At 53.4% G+C, this 19,994-nt stretch carries 19 protein-coding genes; 9 read left to right on the forward strand and 10 right to left on the reverse strand.

Features of this window, described 5'->3' with window-relative positions:
* Positions 1-237 precede the first annotated feature (237 nt).
* A complete protein-coding gene (gloA2, locus tag KNP75_RS11370) occupies positions 238-618 on the forward strand; it encodes an SMU1112c/YaeR family gloxylase I-like metalloprotein (RefSeq protein WP_215190462.1) in 381 nt (126 codons plus the stop codon).
* 26 nt (positions 619-644) lie between these two features.
* Here the strand turns inward: gloA2 and KNP75_RS11375 are convergent, their stop codons facing one another.
* Positions 645-1,271: a TetR/AcrR family transcriptional regulator gene (locus tag KNP75_RS11375; protein WP_215190463.1), complete on the reverse strand. Its 627-nt coding sequence runs from the start codon at positions 1,269-1,271 to the stop codon at positions 645-647.
* Positions 1,272-1,393: 122 nt separating this feature from the next.
* On the opposite strand from KNP75_RS11375, the gene KNP75_RS11380 reads away from it, so the two are divergent.
* Entirely contained in the window at positions 1,394-2,143 is a 750-nt protein-coding gene (locus KNP75_RS11380) for an SDR family NAD(P)-dependent oxidoreductase (protein WP_215190464.1), read from the forward strand.
* A 223-nt stretch (positions 2,144-2,366) separates the two neighbouring features.
* Here the strand turns inward: KNP75_RS11380 and KNP75_RS11385 are convergent, their stop codons facing one another.
* The gene (locus KNP75_RS11385) at positions 2,367-2,693 is read right to left on the reverse strand and encodes a hypothetical protein (protein ID WP_034780432.1); all 327 of its coding nucleotides are present in this window, start codon (positions 2,691-2,693) and stop codon (positions 2,367-2,369) included.
* 115 nt (positions 2,694-2,808) lie between these two features.
* On the opposite strand from KNP75_RS11385, the gene KNP75_RS11390 reads away from it, so the two are divergent.
* The gene (locus KNP75_RS11390; RefSeq protein WP_214754428.1) at positions 2,809-3,228 is read left to right on the forward strand and encodes a hypothetical protein; all 420 of its coding nucleotides are present in this window, start codon (positions 2,809-2,811) and stop codon (positions 3,226-3,228) included.
* 28 nt (positions 3,229-3,256) lie between these two features.
* On the opposite strand, the gene rluF is transcribed toward KNP75_RS11390, so the two are convergent.
* Positions 3,257-3,967, reverse strand: coding sequence for a 23S rRNA pseudouridine(2604) synthase RluF (gene rluF / locus KNP75_RS11395; RefSeq protein WP_214754426.1), 711 nt, complete (start codon positions 3,965-3,967; stop codon positions 3,257-3,259).
* Between the two features lie 95 nt (positions 3,968-4,062).
* Here rluF and KNP75_RS11400 point away from each other — a divergent pair, with 95 nt between their 5' ends.
* Complete coding sequence (locus KNP75_RS11400; RefSeq protein WP_215190465.1) at positions 4,063-4,872, forward strand: hypothetical protein; 810 nt, start codon at positions 4,063-4,065, stop codon at positions 4,870-4,872.
* Here KNP75_RS11400 and KNP75_RS11405 read toward each other — a convergent pair.
* Both KNP75_RS11405 and KNP75_RS11410 read right to left on the reverse strand, forming a co-directional pair.
* Positions 4,860-5,519 carry a C39 family peptidase gene (locus KNP75_RS11405; protein ID WP_215190466.1) on the reverse strand — a complete coding sequence of 220 codons (660 nt, stop codon included), beginning with the start codon at positions 5,517-5,519 and terminating at the stop codon, positions 4,860-4,862. The two genes, KNP75_RS11400 and KNP75_RS11405, sit on opposite strands and share 13 nt — an antisense overlap.
* A 73-nt stretch (positions 5,520-5,592) precedes the next feature.
* Complete coding sequence (locus KNP75_RS11410; RefSeq protein WP_214797364.1) at positions 5,593-6,969, reverse strand: YjiH family protein; 1,377 nt, start codon at positions 6,967-6,969, stop codon at positions 5,593-5,595.
* A gap of 275 nt (positions 6,970-7,244) precedes the next feature.
* Here KNP75_RS11410 and KNP75_RS11415 point away from each other — a divergent pair, with 275 nt between their 5' ends.
* Positions 7,245-8,237, forward strand: coding sequence for an LLM class flavin-dependent oxidoreductase (locus KNP75_RS11415; protein ID WP_214754419.1), 993 nt, complete (start codon positions 7,245-7,247; stop codon positions 8,235-8,237).
* Positions 8,238-8,276: 39 nt separating this feature from the next.
* Here KNP75_RS11415 and KNP75_RS11420 read toward each other — a convergent pair whose 3' ends face one another.
* Positions 8,277-8,588 (reverse strand): hypothetical protein, encoded by a 312-nt coding sequence (locus tag KNP75_RS11420; protein ID WP_034780450.1) that lies wholly within the window; start codon positions 8,586-8,588, stop codon positions 8,277-8,279.
* A 152-nt stretch (positions 8,589-8,740) separates the two neighbouring features.
* Between KNP75_RS11420 and KNP75_RS11425 the strand changes: the two genes are divergently transcribed.
* From KNP75_RS11425 to KNP75_RS11440, 4 genes are read left to right on the forward strand one after another with little or no spacing between them, the layout of a single operon-like run.
* Entirely contained in the window at positions 8,741-11,923 is a 3,183-nt protein-coding gene (locus KNP75_RS11425) for a bifunctional diguanylate cyclase/phosphodiesterase (protein WP_215190467.1), read from the forward strand.
* Between the two features lie 14 nt (positions 11,924-11,937).
* Positions 11,938-12,699: a P-loop NTPase family protein gene (locus KNP75_RS11430; RefSeq protein WP_215190468.1), complete on the forward strand. Its 762-nt coding sequence runs from the start codon at positions 11,938-11,940 to the stop codon at positions 12,697-12,699.
* The gene (locus tag KNP75_RS11435) at positions 12,686-13,546 is read left to right on the forward strand and encodes an MBL fold metallo-hydrolase (RefSeq protein ID WP_215190469.1); all 861 of its coding nucleotides are present in this window, start codon (positions 12,686-12,688) and stop codon (positions 13,544-13,546) included. The genes KNP75_RS11430 and KNP75_RS11435 overlap by 14 nt, the downstream gene beginning before the upstream one ends.
* Positions 13,546-13,983 (forward strand): GNAT family N-acetyltransferase, encoded by a 438-nt coding sequence (locus KNP75_RS11440; RefSeq protein ID WP_215190470.1) that lies wholly within the window; start codon positions 13,546-13,548, stop codon positions 13,981-13,983. Before KNP75_RS11435 ends, KNP75_RS11440 begins: the two co-directional genes overlap by 1 nt.
* Before the next feature lie 27 nt (positions 13,984-14,010).
* Here KNP75_RS11440 and guaC read toward each other — a convergent pair whose 3' ends face one another.
* From guaC to KNP75_RS11460, 4 genes are all read right to left on the reverse strand, one after another.
* Complete coding sequence (guaC, locus tag KNP75_RS11445; RefSeq protein ID WP_214708298.1) at positions 14,011-14,994, reverse strand: GMP reductase; 984 nt, start codon at positions 14,992-14,994, stop codon at positions 14,011-14,013.
* Positions 14,995-15,193: 199 nt separating this feature from the next.
* A complete protein-coding gene (locus tag KNP75_RS11450) occupies positions 15,194-17,251 on the reverse strand; it encodes a PAS domain S-box protein (RefSeq protein ID WP_215190471.1) in 2,058 nt (685 codons plus the stop codon).
* A 110-nt stretch (positions 17,252-17,361) separates the two neighbouring features.
* Complete coding sequence (locus KNP75_RS11455; protein WP_215190472.1) at positions 17,362-18,546, reverse strand: MFS transporter; 1,185 nt, start codon at positions 18,544-18,546, stop codon at positions 17,362-17,364.
* Positions 18,547-18,685: 139 nt separating this feature from the next.
* A complete protein-coding gene (locus KNP75_RS11460; RefSeq protein WP_214797368.1) occupies positions 18,686-19,942 on the reverse strand; it encodes an MFS transporter in 1,257 nt (418 codons plus the stop codon).
* Between the last annotated feature and the right edge of the window lie 52 nt (positions 19,943-19,994).

Below are 19,994 nucleotides of genomic sequence, written 5' to 3' on the forward strand. Positions count from 1 at the left end.
ATAAGAGTGCTAACACTATTGATTATCCTAATTTTTAGGAAGATGTCAACCCGATTCAAACAAAAGATTGACGCGGGGGCCGGATTCGCATATAGTTGAGTACATGCGATGAGCTGGTCTATGTAAGACGGCGGACATTCCTTCGGGAGCACGTTGTGGAGCGTGGTTCGACGCGGTAGACTTTTCGAGAGCACCTCTAGTGAGAGGTGCTCATTTTTTTGTATATGGGGGATTTTTATGGAGTTACATACAATCCATCACGTGGCGATTATCGCCTCGAACTATGACGAGGCGAAGCGGTTCTACATCGATATCCTCGGTTTCGACGTCATCCGCGAGCATCATCGTCCGGACAAAGGCGATCACAAGATCGACCTGCGGCTCGGCGCGTACGAGCTCGAGTTGTTCATCAAACCGGATAGCCCGAAACGGCCGAGCTTCCCGGAGGCGTGTGGGCTCCGTCATCTCGCCTTTAAAGTCGACGACATCGAGTCGGTCGTCGCTGAACTGAATACGCACGGTGTCACGACGGAACCGATTCGGCATGACACGTTCACGGGCGAGAAGATGACGTTCTTCTTCGACCCAGACGGTCTGCCACTCGAGCTACATGAATAAAGCCCCTTCACGCGAAGGGGCTTTTGTTATGAGCGCACATACGACAAGAGCATCTCTCGCAACACCCGTTGTTGGATCAATGGCTCGATATCGTCCTCTAAATAACTGATGTGAGACTTCAAAATGATATTGTTGCCGAACGTCCCGAACGCGTTGATGATGGTGACGACGGTCGTTTTCACATCGATGTCGCCTCGAAGCGAGCCGTCCGTCTTCCCATGCTCAATGAGCGGTTCGAGCGTCTCCATGATCTCGCGCTGTAGTCCGATGTAGTTATCGATTCCGGGAAGGGGACTTACGACGAACGAGGCATAACTCTCGAACGCCTCACGGAAGCGAGAGTGGCTTGTCCGCTTCATTTGTTGGTCGAGCAAGTAGTCAATGATCGCCTCGAGTCGCGAGTACGCATCTCCCGTCCGGCTCGTCAATTCCTTGAACGCGTCGAGCGTCGGTGCCAAGTTACGGACAGCCGCTGCGACAATCAATTGATCTTTTTTCGGGAAATAGCGAAACAGTGTCGCGACCCCGATTTCGGCGGCATCAGCGATATCCTGCATTTGGACGCGCTCGAATCCGTCTTTAAGAAACAGGGTTTCAGCCTGACTGATGATGCGATTTAATCGTTCTTCTTTGTTTTGTTGACGTTTACTCATATCATCACCTCTTTGTTCTCTTGTCATTATAACGCTTTGAAGCAGTTTCGTTGAGAATCGAATGTGCATCGACTACTATTATGATAGTTAGACTATCATAATTTAAGATTGGAGCTGGAACAATGCGGTTAACGGGGAAAGTAGCGGTCATTACGGGGGCAGGCAGCGGTATGGGTGAAGAAACGGCCAAACTGTTCGCACGCGAAGGAGCGACGGTTGTCGCGACAGACATCAATGTAGACGCGGTGACACGTGTCGTCGAAACGATCCGGGCGAACGGAGGAGAGGCGCTCGCACTTCAGCACGACGTCACTTCGCGCAGTGATTGGGAAAGAATTTATGATGAAGTGCAATCGGTGTGCGGGAAGCTTGATATTCTCGTCAACAATGCGGGCATCGCGCTTGCAAAACCGTTCTTGGAACAGACCGAGGACGACTGGGCGCGGACGTATCGAATCAATATCGATGGCGTCATGCTCGGAACGCAATATGCGATTCCACTCATGGAGCAAAACGGCGGCGGGTCGATCATCAACATCTCGTCCATCTCAGCGCTCACAGGTATGGCCGGTGCCGGTGCCTATACGGCCTCGAAAGGAGCCGTCCGGTCGCTCACGAAAGCGGCAGCCGTCGATTACGGCAAGCACAACATTCGCGTCAACTCGGTCCATCCGGGCTATATCGTGACACCGATGAGTGCGCCGCACATGGAGCACCCGGACTATAAACAGCATTTCCTGAATCAAATCGCTTTGCCGAATCTCGGTCAGGCGGGGGAAGTGGCTGCGGCTGTCTTGTTCCTTGCATCGGACGAGGCGAACCACATCACCGGAATCGAACTACCCGTCGACGGTGGTGTCACGGCCAAATAAGAAAAATCATTTGTCCAGGTCAGAGGAAACTCCTCTGACCTTTTTCATATTATTTTTCGAAAAAACCATATTAGAGATAGACAAATTGAGCGTTTCCTAAAATAGCGCCTCTCGGTCCACATCGAGGACGCGAAAGGTCGCGCGAGTCAGATGAAACACGTCGTCGCCAAATAAGGACATATGAAACAAGGAGTTCGCCGCAGCGAACTCCTTGTTTTGCCTTCTACTCGAGGATACCGAGGAGCTCCATGACCAATAAAACGAACAGTCCGGAGCCGAGAACGGCCGCGAAGAAGACGAGCACGGCGTACTCTTTTTGTTTCAAGATGGCCCACCATCCGGTCACGAACGCTCCGAGCCCAAGGACGAAGAATGTGGTCATGTAGCTGAGCCGTAGCATGTTCGCGGCGTTGTCGCTCCAAAGCGTCGAGTGGAAGGTCGTATCGAAGTTATCGAGCAGGAGGAACGGCACGTACATGGCGAGGAACAAGCCGATGAGGATAATCGACCACTTGCCGACCGAGGTGCGTGGGAACAAGGCGCCATTCATGACGATTCACCTCTTTTCATTACGAAATCATCTGTATAGGACTATTCCCGTTTTGGCGAAATGTTGACGGATTTCGTTGAAACGACATGATATAGTCGAAATGAGAGAGTGAGGGATGGCTATGGTGGAACAGTTCAAACTGAGACGGATTTGGGAAGACGTGTTGGAAATGGAAGTCGTATTGACGCTGAAAGGGAAATGGTGCGAGGTCACGGTGGACGAATATGTCACAGACGCCGACATCGAATCACTCGTCTCCACGTTACGGGCGTTCAATGCCCGGAACGGGAAGTCGCCCCAGACGTGGAGACTCAATGTTCCGCTCGTCCACGTCTCCTTGACGTTCGAACTGGCGAATGCGAGAGGGACCGTGCAAGTCAACGCCGTGGTCGAACAAATGAAAGGCGATGGGGGAGACATGAACGCGTCCTTCTTGTTCGAGACGACGATGGGGCAGCTCGATGATCTGAGCGCCCAGCTCAAACGTTTCATCCGTCGTGAGACCGACCATGTCGCATCGCTCCGACCAGAATAAAGCAGCCCGAGATGTCTCAGGCTGCTTTTCAATACCATTCTTTCGGTTCGTAATTCAATTCGCGGAACAACTGTTCGCGCTCTTTCTTCGATAGGTCGCGCCATTGTCCTGGCGGGAGCTTACCGAGCGTGACGTTCATGACACGCACGCGTTGAAGACGGTATACCTCGTAGCCGAGCACTTCACACATGCGACGGATTTGGCGGTTGAGTCCTTGCGTAAGCGTGATGTTGAAATCGAACTTCGACAGTTGGTGGACTTTACACGGCAACGTCTTCTGGCCGAGAATTTTGACGCCGGCTTCCATCTGTTCGACGAACTCCGGGGTAATCGGCTTATCGACCGAGACGATGTATTCTTTCTCGTGCTCGCCCTCGGCGCGAAGAATCTCGTTGACGATATCACCGTCGTTCGTCATCAAGATGAGCCCTTCCGAGTCTTTATCGAGACGGCCGATATTGAAGATGCGGAGCGGGTGGTTGACGAGGTCGACCAAGTTGCCTTTGACCTTCTTCTCGGTCGTGCTCGTGATGCCGACCGGTTTATGGACGGCGATATAGACGTTGTTTCGCGCGACACGGGCGGCCGAACCGTTGACGAGCACTTCGTCTCCTGGGTTCACTTGGTCGCCGATTTTCGCTTTCTTCCCGTTGATGGTTACCCGTCCTTCTTCGATGAGGCGGTCGGCTTGGCGGCGGGACGCCTTGCCGGATTCACTGATAAATTTGTTGATACGCATAGATCCACGTCCTTTTTTGGCTTCGTCCTCTCACTATAACGCATTTTAGAGGTGCCTGAAAGCGGGAAACGACCGAGTAGAGAGGATGTGGCACGATGGAGCAGGCACGTTTGCTATTGCAAGACGCGATACGATTTCAACAAGCGCTCATGACGTCGTCGTTTCAGGCAGAGCTGATTGATGGGGCGTCCCCGGTTCTATGGTACGGGCGACCGACGGAGGAACAATGGCTCACCGTCGGGACAAACCCGTCGCGCGGCGAGTTTTTCGAACGGGACGGTAACGTCAGAAGCGGGGAGTCGCAAAAATTTTATTGGCGTGACCAATCGCTCGATGCCTATCTTCAAGACGAAAGGGCGTACGAAGCGACGCTTGAACACGCCGCGGCCTATTTTGAGGCCGGACGAGCGACGACGAGTTGGTTCGGCAAGCGGAATGGAGCGAAACTGGAAGCGTTGCTTGAGGGCATGGGGCGCTCATTTTATGACGAATCCGCGCTCCATGTCGACTTCTTCAAATATGCGACGTGGCGTCAGATGGGCCGGTTGCGGACGGGGCGACAATGGATGGAGCACCCGACGTCACTCGATTTGCTGGAACGGACAATCCGTTATGTGAACCCGTCTCGTCTGATTGTCCTTGGGCGGGACAACTGCGCGTCGTTTGAAGGATTCACTTACAGTGAGCGAATCGAGGCGTATCCGAGTGCCCGGTTCGAGCTCGGTTATCATACGACGCTCGGTGTCCCGATGGTCGGACTGCATTTCAAACCATCCGAAGTGTTCGTCGGTCTCGGGAACGGTCGAGACGTATTCGGACTCCATCACGGTTCGTACGCGAAGCGAGACCATCTGATTCGAATCGGGGCAGCCATCGAGACGAGCGCTCGTCGTTATTTTGCCTGAACGTCAAGCTTTGGCGGATGGACGCGCGTGATGCTGCCCCAAAAGTTGAACTCGTTGAAATCGATATAACGGACGTCACGTACCCGATTATCAAGCACCTCGAGCAAGATGACGTCGGGAAAGCCGGGTTTGCGGAAGATGATGTACCCGATCCCGGTCACGGAGTGATTTTTATAGAACCCGTTCGCCATATTCAAGATGAAGGGACGGTCGGCCGCGAGTTCGCGCTCGAACGTCGACCATTTCCATAGATACCGCGAGCTACCGCGCCCGTCATAGCCATAGTGGGCCCACAGTTTCGTGACGATTGTCGCGATGCGGGTCGGGGGTGTGCCTTTCTCGTCTTTGAACTGATGGGCGAGGGCGATCTCGCGGGCATCCTGTTGAATCTTGAACACGTCCTCAGGGATTTGGTCATAGCCTTGGTCACGGTAATAACGAAAGACGGTCGTCATCGAAGTGAGCGTACAATTGTTTTTGCCGCCGTTGAACGTTTTTTGCAGGAGCGCCGGAACTCCTTCAATCCGCTTTTCGGTTTTGATCGTCCAATGGCCGTGATAGCGGTCGTTCACATAAGCCACAGGGTCGACGATCCCGGCATAGCCTTTTTTCGCAACCTCGAGCTGACCTGCGTAATGATGCTCCATGACGCACCTCCTTTTTCTTTAGTATACAAACAACGCCTCTTCTCAGGAAACTACGAGAAGAGGCGTTGGGGCGTCAAAAGACCAAGTGGGCGATCCCGACGATGATAGGTAACGTGATAAACGTCCGGAGTAAGAAAATGAGGACGAGGTCAAAGAATGAAATCGGCAGTTTCGATCCGAGCAGCAGTCCCCCGACTTCCGACATGAAGATGAGCTGCGTGACCGATACAGTGGCGATGACGAACCGCGTCAGCTCACTTTCGATCCCGCTCCCGAGGACAGCCGGTAAGAACATATCGGCGAACCCGACGACCATCGTCTGAGCAGCCGCTTCGGCTTCAGGAACTTGGAGCAACATCAAAATCGGTTCGAACGGTTTACCGAGAATCGTGAAGAGCGGCGTATATTCTGCAATGACGAGCGCAATCGTCCCGACGGCCATGACGACCGGCAAGATGCCGAGCCACATGTCGAGCACGTTTTGGAAACCGTCCTTGAACGTGGCGACGGCACCTTTGCTAGATTTCGACTTCAACAGCGCTTGGCGCAACGCCCACGTCCGCATCTTCACGTTGGCCGGCACCGGTTCTTCCGGTTTTAGTTCAGTTTCTTCGTACGGTGTATCAGCCTTTTTCGACAATGGGTAAATCCGAGGCATAATCAGCGCTGCGACAATCCCTGATAAGACAATCGCTCCGTAGTATTGCAGGAAGTAAGCGTCGAGCTCCATATACGACAAGATGACGATGGTGAACGTGATCGAGACGACGGAGAACGTCGTGGCGATGACGGCAGCTTCTCGTTTCGTGTAGTAGCCGTTTTCATATTGTTTCGTCGTCAAAAGAATCCCAATCGTCGCGTCCCCGACCCAAGATGCGAGCGAGTCGAGCGAGGCCCGGCCCGGAAGTTTGAAGAGCGGGCGCATCACTTTGATGAGCATCGTCCCGACAAACTCGAGCAGACCGAAGTTCAAGAGGAGCGGGAGCAACATCCCAGCAAATAAAAACGTCGCGAATAAAATCGGAATCAAATCATACAGCAAGAGTCCGCCAGTGAATTCGGATGTGATCATCTCCGGTCCGATCACGAGAAGCGTCATCACCCCGGCAATAAAACCGACGACTCGCATCCCGAACCAGAACGGTGTGACGTTGAACAGGGAATTGAAGTGTGGCCGTTCTAGGATGAACGCCGGTTTAGCCAAATACGTCCATAATGATCCAAGCACTGAGATGCCCATCATGATGACGGCAAGCGTCGGAACGATCCCGCCGATGAGGTCGATCAGCTGATTCGACAAGAGTGCGACCGGAATCGTAAATCCGTCCTCGGTCGGAACGGGCACGATGAAGAACATGAGGCCGATCAAAGAAGGAATTAAGAATTTCAGAAAGTCGTTGGACGTGAATGACGTCCCGCCTTGGTCAGGCTTGTTTGGTGTCTGATTCATGTTTTTTACCCCTTTTCCCCGAAAAAGTAGTTGGCGCGCCTCACTCGCATGTCCCCATCATGCGTGAGTGAATCGCTATGAAAGAATAGTTTCTTCTCGTTCATTATAGAGAAGCGGATACGTAGCAGGCAACAACTCGTTGCAATTTTCTGAAAAAAAGAAAACGGTCACACGAGCGAACTGCTCGTATTCTCGGGCTCACTTTAGTATGATGACGGCGAGTCTTACAAATTCGAGATATTCACCATATATACTTTAGGAACGGAGCGATACAGATGAGATTAAGTGTACTCGATCAAGCGCCGGTGACATCCGGCCATACGTCAGAACACGCGTTGCAAAGCGCGGTCGAACTCGCCCAAGTGGCAGAAGAACTAGGATATTACCGGATGTGGATGGCCGAACACCACGGAGGCATGTCGTTCGCGAGCTCGGCCCCGGAAGTCGTCGCAGCGTATATCGCCGCGAAGACGGAACGGATTCGTCTTGGGTCGGGTGGCATCATGATGATGCACTATTCGCCGCTCAAGATGGCCGAAGTGTTCAAGACACTCAGCGCGCTCGCACCGGGCCGTATCGACTTCGGGGTCGGCCGGGCACCGGGGGGAGACCCTAACGCCATCTACGCGATGTCACAAGGTCAAAAACCGATGATGGACGGTTTGTATGAAAAACTTGGAACGACGTTGCAACTGATCAACGACGAGACCCCGGAAGAGCGATGGTATAAGAACACGCCGGCCGCTCCGACCGGGGTGACGCTTCCTGAGGCGTGGCTCCTCGGATCGAGCGGAAACAGCGCCGTTCAAGCAGGACGGATGGGGCTCGGCTATTCGTTCGCCCAGTTTTTCAACGGTGAACTGAGCGTCGATGCGCTCGATGCGTATCGCCATCACTTCACTCCATCGGCGTTCATGGAGAAGCCCGACATTAGCGTCACGTATCTCGTCACGACGGCCGAGACAGAAGAGGAAGCCGAGTATTTGGCTCGTCCGTCGGATTTGTCGCGCTTGTTCTTGATGAAAGGCCAGCTCCGTCAACTGCTTAGTCCGGAAGCGGCGCACGATTACCCCCTCACCGAAGTCGATAAGATTCAAATCGCCAACAACCGCAAGATTCATCTTGTCGGGACACCGAAGCAAATCGCGACGCAGCTACAAGAAGAGTCGGCCCATTATGGATTTGATGAGGCGATGATTTGCAGCATCCAACATACGCAAGAGAGTCGTCTGAACGTCTACCGCCTCCTCGCCAAAGAGCTTCTCTGACCAAAACGCACCTGTCCCAACGGATAGGTGCGTTTTCGATTAGAGAAACAGTTGCATGAGGACGAACAGGGCGACCAGTCCACCGAGTGAGACGGTAAAGAAGACGGCGACCGAGCGCTCATGGTTACGGAAAATCGTGTAAAGTCCAATGACAAACGCACCGAACGCGGCGACGACGGCCGATATCGACACCACGGCAGCCCACGTGTTGTCGAATAGGGTGTCGAAATTGAATGGTTGACCCGACTGGACAATGAGGGCAGAGATGATTAAGAGAAAGAACACAGCGAGCAACAAGAGGACCGACCATTTCCCTGGACGTGTCTGTGGGTAGACGTTTCGACTGAGCATGATGGTTCACCTCGCTTTTTCAACTTTTACCTATCTATACCCGATTTTCAGTACATCTCAAAAAATGCTTCCCCTTTTTTTGAACGGTTTCGTGAACAACATCGTCTAAAACAACTAAACTAGAGGAAACGGAGATTGCCTGGAGGTACAGTATGCAGCAGATGAAGATTGACCCGCATTATTTGTTTGATGTTTTCGTTCATTTATACCGGATGGTGTTTTTGATGGAAGTGACGCCTGACGGTTACCGTTATGTGCGCGTCAGTGAGCAGGGGAAACTGGCGTCCTCACTTCCGGAAGACGTAGGCGGACGTTATCTGCATGACATGTACGCGGCCGAGGTCGCCAACGAGCTGATTGTGCATTACGACGCAGTCGTCGCCTCGCATGAACCCGTCTATTTCATGTCGAAGATGAACATCGACGCCAACACGGCCCGATTCGCCTCATCCGTCCTCATGCCACTTGAGAACGAGGCGGGAGAGGTGCGTTACGTCCTCGGCTTGACGACGGACTTATCGGAAGAGGCGGAAATGAAATTGTTGAGTAGCATCGAGAATATCGACTACTTGACCGGGATGCCGAACTTGATGAAGGTGAAGCTCGAACTCGAGAAATTGTTCCTGAAACAAGAAACGGAAGCGACGAGCGTCATTCGCCTGCACATCAATCGATTCAAAATCATTCTGTCCCTCCAAGGCGTGGAGCGGTCACATCGCCTGATTAAAGAGATGACTCGGCACTTGTCGAACCTATTACCGAAAGGCTCAATCATCGGTCGCGTCGACGGGGAGGATTTTATCGCCGTCTTACCATACACGTCGGTCGAAACGGCGACGATGCACGGGGAGCGCCTGCTCGCGGCGATTGCCGACTACACGTACCAAGTTGCCGAGACGGAATTCGCCTTGTCCGGCTGCCTCGGAATCAGTGCGGGAACCGAGGATGCAGACCGGGTCATCATGAACGCGTCAACAGCACTCCTCGAGGCCAGACAGGCTGGGAAACAAATCATCAAAGTGTACGAGAAAGATGACTACGTGCAGCACTACATCGATGAGATGACGATTGAGATGGAACTCGTCAAAGGGTTGAAGGCGGATGAATTGAGCGTCGTCTACCAGCCGAAAGTCGGCTGTCAGGACGGAACGGTTCATTTCGAGGCGCTCGTGCGTTGGCAAAGCGCGGCACTCGGGAACGTCTCGCCGGAAACGTTTATTAAGATTGCCGAAAAGTCACTTTTGATCGAGGATATTACCGAGTTCGTCTTTGATCGGGTCTGCCGTGACATGATGGACCAGCCGGACTTATTTGAAGGCCGACGTGTCGCGATCAACGTCTCGCCGGTATTGTTCCGCCAAGACTATATTCAGCAGTTGTTACCGATTCTCTCGGCGTATGGCCTGCTGCCGGAACAGTTCGAGTTTGAAATCACAGAGCATACGCTCATGCAAGAACCGCTCCTCGGCATTCAAACAGTCGATTATTTGAAAGCGAAGGGGTTCCGGATTTTGATTGACGATTTTGGGGTCAGCTATTCGTCGCTCAACTATTTAAAAATGTTTGATATCGATGGCATCAAGATCGACCGTTCGTTCATCAATCAATTGGACAAAGACAACGGGCTGAAAGAGTACGAAATCGTCAAACTGATCGTCTCGCTCGCCAAGAAATTGAATTTAGAGGTCACGGCTGAAGGTGTTGAGACTGAAGTACAGTATCGTGCGATTGATCAGCTCGGATGTGACGAGGTTCAAGGATACTTCTTCAGTCGGCCCCTTCCACCCTCTGACCTCAAGCAGGCGCTTGAAGCGCTCGTCTCACAACATGCGGCGTTGCGTCAGGGCGAGTCAGATAAAGCCATGGCGGTGACGTCACTCGATGAGACGGAGGCCGAACGACTGAAGACAATCCTTCGTCTTGAAATTTTGAACACCCCGCGAGAAGAGAGGTATGATCGGATCTCACGGCTTGTCGCCCGGACGTTGGACATGCCGGTCGCACTGATTTCGATTTTGACGACGGATCAACAATGGATCAAATCGTGCCAAGGGGTCGCGCTTGAAAATTCGAGCGTGGAGCGGAAGTGGACGTTGTGCGACCGTGTCGTGACAGGAAAATCCGCGCTCGTCATCGAGGATGTACGGACGGCCGAGACGATGTCGGACAATCCGTTACTCGAAGGGATTGGTTTTTATGCCGGTGTGCCGCTCTTGACGCGAAGCGGCCACGTCATCGGTACGCTATGCGTGACCGACGAACGGTCGCGTCGCTTCGATACCGAGGCGTTGCAAACGCTCGAAGATTTCGCCCGATGGGTCATGGCGGAAATCGAATTGACCGAGCAAGCGCGAGCGCAAGCCCGACGGCAACAGACGCTCGAATCGCTCTATGAAGTGACGGCCATTCACGAACCGTTCAGTGATAAATTGAAACGGATTCAGACGGTGCTCCGTGACTGGATTGGATATTCCCACGCACTCGTTTTCTCGACGGAATCCACCTATCGCGTCTTATCAGAGGATGGGGAAAGCAAACTCGATTGGACGAGAGACGAGTTGCAGCAACTGCACGCGTTGACGACGATCGGTCATCAAAAGCTGGGTCGAAACGAATTCGTCATCGATGGAATCGAGTTTGCCTCGATGATCAGCCTGCCACTAGCGAACGAAGGGAAGACGTTCGGATGGGTCGTCTTTTTGGCTGAACAAGGCAGCTTGGACGATGTCGTCGACACGGTGACGATCAACGAGATGACCGATACGATCCTGCTCGTGACCCGCTGGATGGAGAACGAGATTCGACGTGAACGCAAGCATCAAGAAGTGATTGAGCTCATCACCCAAGATGGGTTGACGAAGCTGGCGAACCGGCATTCGCTCATGACCGATTTGAGACAGAAAATGAATCGGAAGCAAACGGTCGCTCTGTTGTTTATCGATTTAGATGACTTTAAACAAGTAAACGATTCCTACGGTCATTTGATCGGGGACGAGGTGCTCATCGAGACGGCGAAACGAATCCGCACGTTCAGCCAAACGGTTTCAGGGAAAGCGTACCGATTTGCGGGCGACGAGTTTTTAATCGTCATCGAAGCGGAGCCGGAAGCGCTCGATCCAACCGTGTTTGGCGAGTTGAATCATGTCATTTCCCAGGAAATGACGGTCGGGAACGGCTTGAGACTTAGATTATCAGCCAGTGTCGGTGTCGCCTACTCTAGGATGGACCAAGCATCCCTTGATGCGATCATCCATCACTCGGACGCGGCCATGTACGTCGCGAAAAACTGTGGCGGGGACGGATACTACGTGTACGACTCATATCAAGAACACTGAAAAGGAGACGGACGATGGGGAAGTTGTGGCTGATTGAAGGATTGCCTGGGAGCGGAAAGACGACATTCGCCGAAACGTTTGTGACGAGAGGGAGTTCCTACAAATTCTATTCGGAAATCGATGCATCCCACCCGGTCGATTTGCATGACGTCCATTGGGTCGAAGGGGACATACGGTTCGAGGGAGAGGTCATCGATCAAGATGGAGACGGTCGATTCGTCCGCTATCGGGCTGGAGAGACCATCTACGGCACGGACGTCTATGAGTTACCGTTCGAGAAACATGTCGACCTCATGATCGGCCGCTGGCATCGGTTCGTGGAACGTGCACAAAGGGATGAGGTAGACTATGTGTTCGAGTGTGCCATTCTTCAAAATCCGTTCACGATCGGCATGGTGTCACAACACGTTCCGAACGAACAGATTGAGCGTTATATTGAGACCGTGGCGGGCCTGATCACTACGCTTGATCCGACGGTTGTGTACTTGGAGACGAACGATGTCCCGGCTGTGTTTCGTAATGTGTATGCGGAACGTCCGCCCGAGTGGCAACAAGGTTTCGTCGACTACTATACGACTCGTGCGTATGCCCAGGCGAACGGATTGGATGGAATCGAAGGAACGATTCGACTTCTAGAAGAACGGCAACAACGTGAATTGAAGGTGTTGAGTCATTTGCCGCTCCGAACGATTCGGATCGTCAATGATGAACGGAGAGCGCTCGAAGCGTTCGACAAATTATGGAATAAGGAAGGAGCCGGTCATGCAGACGCTTAAACAATATTCCGACCGCTTTTGGTACATGACCCCTGTCGCCGAGACCGATCGTCCGATTTTAGGAGCCGTTGTCGGTGACACGCATACACTCATGATTGATGCAGGGAACTCCGAGGCGCATACGAACTTATTTTTAGACGCCTTGACCGTACAAGGAATCAAGCGCCCAACGCTCGTGGCGTTGACGCATTGGCACTGGGACCATGTTTTTGGATTGTCGGCATTGACCGATACTGTCTCGATCGCAAGCACGGCGACAAAAGCCGGAATCGAGCGACTGCTTCCCTACACGTGGGACGATGAGGCGTTGGCCGAACGGGTCGAGGACGGACGTGAAATCGCGTTTTGCGCGGAGGCGATCCAACTCGAATACGGTGAAGACAGGTCGATGCGTGTCGTCTTACCGACCGTGACGTTCGATGATACAATCACGCTCGACCTTGGCGGGGTCCACGTCCTCTTAAAGCATGTCGGTGGAGATCATGCTGCAGATGCGGTCGTGGCTTACGTACTAGAGGAAAAGGTACTGTTTTTAGGGGATGCCCTCTATGCGAACTTGTACGCGCCGTCTTGGCGGATGACGCCGGCCCAGACGCTTCGCCTTTTAGAGGTACTCGACCAGTTCGAGGCCGAGGCGTACGTCTGGTCGCACGGTCAAGTCGTGACCCGTCTCGAATATGAGAAAGACCGAGACATATTACGGAGTTTGGCCCAAATCACTATCGATTTCCCAGGAAATAAGGAAAAGATAACCGCACAGTACGAACGTTTGACGGGGCGCTCGGTCGACGAGGAAGAACAAGAGCTGATTTCGTTCTTCGTGAACGGCTCGAGTGGGGAAGCGTGATGGAAATCAAACGGATTCACGACGAAGACGAAACGTTTCAACAGTTTTTGACGAGTCAGTTGCGGACGTTCAATGACGCTCACTCGATGCACCATCGTGAGATTCGCAATGCTGACGTCCCGGTCGTTCAGCTGAAAGTGGAACACGACGGGGAAGTGATCGCAGGGTTGTTTGGGAGCGTCTATTGGGTTTGGTTCGATTTGGACCGGTTATGGGTCGCGTCAGAACATGCGGGAACAGGCCTGGGAAGCCGTCTGCTCGAGGAAGGGGAGCGGTTGGCCCGCGAACTCGGGGCGACGCGCGTCAAGTTGACGACGTTCTCGTTTCAGGCGAAGACGTTTTATGAGCGCTTCGGTTATGAGGTGGCGGGCGTCCTATACGACTATCCGCCGGGCTCTGATTACTATATGATGACGAAACGATTGATTGATGCATAAAAAAAGCGGCTCACGCGAGCCGCTTTTTTAGTACACTTTATCCCCGTTGAAGATTGAGTTTTTCACCATGACGTAATCGACGGTGCGCAATGCATCGAGATTGTCCCCACCCGAGTAAGAGATGGCCGATTGGAGGTCTTGCTCCATCTCGGTCAACGTGTCTTGGAGCGCCCCTTTATGCTCGACGAACACTTTCTTGCCTTCGACGTTTTTCCGTTCCCCTTTTTGGAATTCAGAAGCCGACCCGAAGTATTCTTTGAGCAACTTCCCGTCCTGTTCGAACGTCTCGCCCGGTGACTCGTCATGACCGGCGAACAACGAACCGATCATGACCATCGATGCCCCAAAGCGAATCGATTTGGCGATGTCCCCATGTGTCCGGATGCCCCCATCCGCGATAATCGGTTTCGTCGCCGCCTTGGCACACCAACGGAGCGCGGCTAGTTGCCAACCGCCCGTGCCGAAGCCTGTCTTGATTTTCGTGATACAGACTTTGCCCGGCCCGATGCCGACCTTCGTCGCATCCGCCCCGGCATGCTCGAGTTCCCGGACTGCTTCCGGGGTCCCGACGTTTCCGGCGATGACGAACGAGCCTGGAAGGTGGTGTTTGATGTGTTGAATCATGCGGATGACCGCGTTCGAATGGCCGTGCGCGATATCGATCGTGATGAACTCTGGCGTATGCCCGGATTCGGCCAGCATCTCGACGAAACGATACTCATCTTCTTTCACACCGACACTGATCGATGCATACAACCCGCGTCCATGCATGTCTTCGATGAACTTGAGCCGCGTCTCTGGATGGAAGCGATGCATGATGTAGAAGTAACCGTTCTCGGCCAGCGATAAGGCGACTTTCTCATCGATGATCGTCTGCATGTTGGCAGGCACGACCGGAAGTCGGAACGTAAAGCCCCCAAGCGTCACGCTCGCATCACATTCAGACCTGCTGTCGACGATACATTTTGCGGGAATCAATTGAATATCTTCATAATCAAATACTTTATCCATGTTGTCACACCCCTATTTACGAACAATTAGATTCATTGAATGATAAATACTTCGCCCATTCGGTAATGTAACGTAAATTAGAGCATATGTCAAAGGGATATAGCGATAAAAGATAAAAATTCTTGATGATCGCTGGTTAATCCTCTTTAATGTTCGTGTTTAGGTACTATCTTCTGTGTTTCACGTGAAAAAAGACCGCTCAGGAGCGGTCTTTAAAAACGACATATTGATTTCGTCCATTGGCCTTGGCTTCATATAGTGCCAAATCCGCGTGTTTGAGCAATTGTTTCGTCGACATTCCTGGTCGGTACGGGGCGACCCCGACGCTCGAGGTCGTAACGAACGTATGTCCTTCGATTAACCACGGAAGTTGGAGCGCGGTGACAAGCTTTTCGGCCACCCGTCTCGGCGCATCGGATTCCGTGTAACGGATGAGCACCGAAAATTCGTCGCCGCCAAAGCGAGCGATCACGTCTTGGTTTCGCAGGACATCGGTCAGGCGAGCAGAGAATTGGCGTAGCAGTTCGTCGCCGATGTCATGTCCGAGTGTGTCGTTAATCTGTTTGAAACAGTCGATATCGAGCGAGAGGACGGCGAGAGACTCGTCTCCTTCATCCAATCGCACCAATGTCTCTTCCAAGTAGGCGAGGAAGTAGCGCCGATTCGGCAAGTCGGTCAACGTGTCATGGTAAGCCAGGTGCTTGAGCTGTTTCTCCAACACTTTGCGTTTCATGATTTCCCGCGTGACCGTCAAATAATGGAGCAGCTGGCCGACGTCGTCGTAAATCGCTTGAATCTTCGTCTCGAGCCAAATCCAACGTCCATCCTGGTGCAGGTGACGAAATTCGAGGGTGAGCGGTTCGCTCGACGCTGTCATCGTGTCGAGTTGTCGTCTCGCGGACTCGACGTCATTCGGATGGATGAAGTCGAGCGTATTTTTACCCTCGTAAAGCTCGGGCGCATATCCAAGCACGGTCTTGTGGGACGGCGAAGCATAGCGCACTTGACCGTCACGCTCGAGGATACAGACGAGGTCGCTCATGTTCTCCGTAATGAGGCGATATTGCGTCTCACTTTGGTGCAGGGCGCGCTCCATCTCACGCTTCTCGGTGACGTCGCGCAACAAAGTCATGACGGCAGTCGTGCCTTCGTAATCGATGAGCAGGCTGCCGATGTCCATATGTAGTCTTCGTCCTCCCGGCGTGAGGAGCACGATTTCCGTGTCTTGAACGGGATCACCTTGCCGTAAGGCTTGGAGGCGCGCCTTTGTCGTCTCATGAAATTCCGAGGCGACAAATTTAAAGATTGATTCGCGCTCGATATTCGTCTCTCCGATCGTTTCTAGCGCTAGGGCGTTGGCGTATAGAATGACGCCGTCTTTATGAACGATAATCCCTTCCGGAATCGTCTCGATCAGTTGGCGATAGCGACGCTCGCTCTCTTGGGTCGCACGCTCGGCATTTTTCTCCGGAGTATGGTCAATAATGATGGCGAACAGACCCGTGATTCGGCCTCCGACTTCAATCGGAATATTCAAGATGGCCAAGTCGAGGAAATCCCCGGTCTTTTGAAGCGCCGTGATCCCGTATTTGTGCGGGGTGCCGGACAAGGCAAAGCGGAGACCGTCGTCGACGAGCATTCGTTCTGACTCTGGCAACCATGCTAAAAATGACTCGCCTAACAAATCATCTTCTCCGTAACCCGTGATTTGCGTGGCAGCGGGGTTGATCGATTGGACGCGAAACGCGTCATCGAGGACGAAGATGCCATGCGGCGAGTAGCGCCGGAGCGACTCGTGCTGGTCTTTCAGAATCGACAGTTCGAGTTCACGACGCTTCCGCTCCGTCACTTCCCGGACGACCGAGATGACGTGTGTGCAGACGCCTGCCTCGTCGAAGACCGGGGTCACCTCGGATTCGTAGTAATGGACCGGTAGTTGAATCTCATGTGAGACGGGTTGGACCGAGTAAGAAGGTTCGGCCAGGCGGTAGTCTTCGAAGACGATACTCTTTCGCTCCCGAACAGCCTCCTCGTAATGTCGTGTGACGAGAGCGGCTGTCTCGGGCGGGACCATGTCCTCTACACGTTTCCCGATATCGGCATCTGTCCAGCCGATCGCCTGCTTCCCCGGCTCGTTTACAAATATATAGCGATAAGTTGAACCGTCCACTTCCATGAAGAAGACAAAATCAGAGATTTTGTCGAACGTTCGGAGGAGGACGGAGGAATAGTGTTGGATTGTCTGGTCGGCGTGCATCATGTCCCTCATTTCAATCAAAAACTTTTCGGCGCGTCATTCTCATATTACCGTAAGTGACGATGAAATGTGTGAACATTCTAAAAAAGACAGGACTGTAAAAAGTCCTGTCAGGCAGCTTGTTTCATTTCGGATCGCTCGTGGCGACCGTTCATCAAGTAATAGAGGAACAACGTAAGGAAGACGACGCCGGCAAGCAACAGATAGAGCGTTGAAAAACCGGTCAACGGAATGAGCAAGCCAATAAAATAAGGTCCAAATCCTAGACCCGCGTCCAAGGCGATGAAGAACGTCGACGTGGCCATGCCCATCCGGTGAGGGGACGCCGCTTTGACGGCGATCGCTTGTGTGCCGGATTGGATATTCCCGAATCCTAATCCGATTAGCGCCCCGGCGAGTAACAGCATGACTGCGTTGTTGGCTTGGCTCAAGACGAGCATGCCGATCGCAAAGAAGGCGATGGCCGGGTACATGACGATGTTGGCCCCTCGCGCGTCCATCAGGCGCCCGGTGATCGGCCGCGAAATCAGGACCGCAATAGAATAGACAAGGAAGAAGATACTCGCCGCTTCCACGAGATCGAGTTCACTCGCATAGAAATTGATATAAGACAACACGCTCGAGTAACTGAGGGCCGCGACGCCAATGATGAGTGCAATTGGCAACGCCTTTGGTTCGACGAAGGCACTCAGTGACAAGCCCCGAACAACTTCCGGATTGTCTGCCTCAGGGACGTTCACGAACAAGGCACTTCCTAGACTGATGAGTCCAACGACGAGACAAGTTAGGAAGATGACCGAGAAGCTCGTGTACTGACTCATCATCAAGCCGACGAACGGGCCGATGGCGGTGGCGAGCGTCGAGCTCATGCTGTAATAGCCGATGCCTTCGCCTTTTCGAGAGCCGGGGATGACCTGGGCGACGATCGTTCCGGTCGCCGTACTCGACAGTCCCATTCCGAGACCGTGAACGAAGCGGGTGAACAGTAAAAAGCCAACGCCGAGGTCGATAAAATAGAGCAAAATCGTCGCCGTGAAGAAGGTGAGACCGATGAGAAGCGTCTTACGCCGTCCGATCGAATCGATCAAGCGTCCGATGAAGAGTCTCCCGACGAGCGTCCCGATAATAAAAATGCCGGTGACAAGCCCGGCCTCGCTCGTCGAAGCCCCATATGTGGAAACGGCATGAACGCCGATGGTTACCATTAGTAAGAAGAAGATGAGCGTCAAGAAGAAGTTGACGAGGGAGATGATGAGAAAATCTTTCGTCCATAGTTTTTGTGCGGTCAGTTGCATCGTCGGCCCGCCTCCTTATCCATTTGATTCTAAATAGTTAACAAACATAACTAAAGGAGTATAACAAAAGGATGGAGGTTTGTCCGAACAGACGCTTGTCACTAGAAAAACCGATGCGCGTTCACGCATCGGTCGGTCGTCAGGCTAGATGACGGCGATACCAGAGGACAAGCGGGACGAGCACGAGGGAGATGACGCCGCCGAGCAGTGACAAGGTCAGATAACTCGACTGGGCGGCGATGACGCCCGAGAGCATCCCTCCTGATGCGCCGGCTAAGGCAATCCAAACATCAACTGAGCCTTGTGTCTTCGCGCGCGTCTCCGTCGACGTCGCATCGACGAGGATGGCGGTCCCGCTGATGAGACCAAAGTTCCACCCGACACCGAGCAGGACGAGCCCGACAATCAACAAGAAGAGAGAGTCGGCTGGGGCAAAAGCGGCGACGACCCCGGCGAAGAACAAGGTCACCCCCGAGGCGATCGCCATGATTTCACGACCGATCCGGTCGACGAGCACGCCTGTCACGAGGGACGGCAAGTACATCGCCCCGATATGGAACCCGATGACGAGCCCGACGGCACCGAGCTCGTGTCCGTGGTGGCGCATATGAACGGGCGTCATCGTCATGATGGCGACCATCACGATTTGGCTGAGGATCATGACGAACGCACCGACATAGACACCACGGCGGTCATGCGTCGATTCAACCGGATGGACTGATGTGTCGATGGTTTCTTGCCGTTTCGCCTCGATGGCACGGGCGACGAGAAGCGGGTCAGGGTTCAAGAATACGAGCAAAATGAGGCCGGCGAAGAGATAGGCTACCCCCGCAAGCAAAAACGGTCCTGATAGTGTCGGCAACCCGAGCCCGTCGGCGACACGTCCCATCGGCTCGACCAAATTCGGGCCGGCGACAGCCCCGAACGTCGTCGAGACCATCGCGATACTGACCGCGGTCGCTCGCTCCGTCGCATTCGCCAAATCTGTCCCGGCGTAACGGGCTTGGAGGTTTGTCGCTGTCCCCGCCCCGTAGATAAGAAGTGAGATGAACAAGAGCGGTACGCTCTCGAGCGTCGCGGCAATGATGACCCCGACCGCTCCGAGCGCACCGGTCAAGAACCCGGTCGCGAGTCCGAAGCGGCGTCCGACCCGCTGTGACATCAACCCGATCAAAAAAGCGGCGGCGGCGGAACCGAGCGTGAACAGTGCCGTCGGAACGCCCGCATATGCGTCGGTCCCGAGTAAATCACGGGCCAGCAAGGCGCCGACCGTGATCCCGGCGGCGAGGCCGGCCCCTCCAAATATTTGTGAGAGCACGACAGTGACTAACGTTCGTTTGTATAATTGTCGTTGCAGTTCAAGGTTTTCCACATATGTAGCAAACTCTTTTCGCATCCAGTCTTTCCTCCTTTACGCTATATACCCCACCTAGTATATCGTTAGAGAG

Source organism: Exiguobacterium sp. s6, assembly GCF_018618155.1.
Taxonomy (GTDB): Bacteria; Bacillota; Bacilli; order Exiguobacteriales; family Exiguobacteriaceae; genus Exiguobacterium; species Exiguobacterium mexicanum_A.

Excerpts from the sequence above, each read along its gene's own strand:
- gloA2 (WP_215190462.1), top strand. The coding sequence starts at position 238 with ATGGAGTTACATACAATCCATCACGTGGCGATTATCGCCTCGAACTAT.
- KNP75_RS11375 (WP_215190463.1), bottom strand. The coding sequence starts at position 1,271 with ATGAGTAAACGTCAACAAAACAAAGAAGAACGATTAAATCGCATCATC.
- KNP75_RS11380 (WP_215190464.1), top strand. The coding sequence starts at position 1,394 with ATGCGGTTAACGGGGAAAGTAGCGGTCATTACGGGGGCAGGCAGCGGT.
- KNP75_RS11385 (WP_034780432.1), bottom strand. The coding sequence starts at position 2,693 with ATGAATGGCGCCTTGTTCCCACGCACCTCGGTCGGCAAGTGGTCGATT.
- KNP75_RS11390 (WP_214754428.1), top strand. The coding sequence starts at position 2,809 with ATGGCTATGGTGGAACAGTTCAAACTGAGACGGATTTGGGAAGACGTG.
- rluF (WP_214754426.1), bottom strand. The coding sequence starts at position 3,967 with ATGCGTATCAACAAATTTATCAGTGAATCCGGCAAGGCGTCCCGCCGC.
- KNP75_RS11400 (WP_215190465.1), top strand. The coding sequence starts at position 4,063 with ATGGAGCAGGCACGTTTGCTATTGCAAGACGCGATACGATTTCAACAA.
- KNP75_RS11405 (WP_215190466.1), bottom strand. The coding sequence starts at position 5,519 with ATGGAGCATCATTACGCAGGTCAGCTCGAGGTTGCGAAAAAAGGCTAT.
- KNP75_RS11410 (WP_214797364.1), bottom strand. The coding sequence starts at position 6,969 with ATGAATCAGACACCAAACAAGCCTGACCAAGGCGGGACGTCATTCACG.
- KNP75_RS11415 (WP_214754419.1), top strand. The coding sequence starts at position 7,245 with ATGAGATTAAGTGTACTCGATCAAGCGCCGGTGACATCCGGCCATACG.
- KNP75_RS11420 (WP_034780450.1), bottom strand. The coding sequence starts at position 8,588 with ATGCTCAGTCGAAACGTCTACCCACAGACACGTCCAGGGAAATGGTCG.
- KNP75_RS11425 (WP_215190467.1), top strand. The coding sequence starts at position 8,741 with ATGCAGCAGATGAAGATTGACCCGCATTATTTGTTTGATGTTTTCGTT.
- KNP75_RS11430 (WP_215190468.1), top strand. The coding sequence starts at position 11,938 with ATGGGGAAGTTGTGGCTGATTGAAGGATTGCCTGGGAGCGGAAAGACG.
- KNP75_RS11435 (WP_215190469.1), top strand. The coding sequence starts at position 12,686 with ATGCAGACGCTTAAACAATATTCCGACCGCTTTTGGTACATGACCCCT.
- KNP75_RS11440 (WP_215190470.1), top strand. The coding sequence starts at position 13,546 with ATGGAAATCAAACGGATTCACGACGAAGACGAAACGTTTCAACAGTTT.
- guaC (WP_214708298.1), bottom strand. The coding sequence starts at position 14,994 with ATGGATAAAGTATTTGATTATGAAGATATTCAATTGATTCCCGCAAAA.
- KNP75_RS11450 (WP_215190471.1), bottom strand. The coding sequence starts at position 17,251 with ATGCACGCCGACCAGACAATCCAACACTATTCCTCCGTCCTCCTCCGA.
- KNP75_RS11455 (WP_215190472.1), bottom strand. The coding sequence starts at position 18,546 with ATGCAACTGACCGCACAAAAACTATGGACGAAAGATTTTCTCATCATC.
- KNP75_RS11460 (WP_214797368.1), bottom strand. The coding sequence starts at position 19,942 with ATGCGAAAAGAGTTTGCTACATATGTGGAAAACCTTGAACTGCAACGA.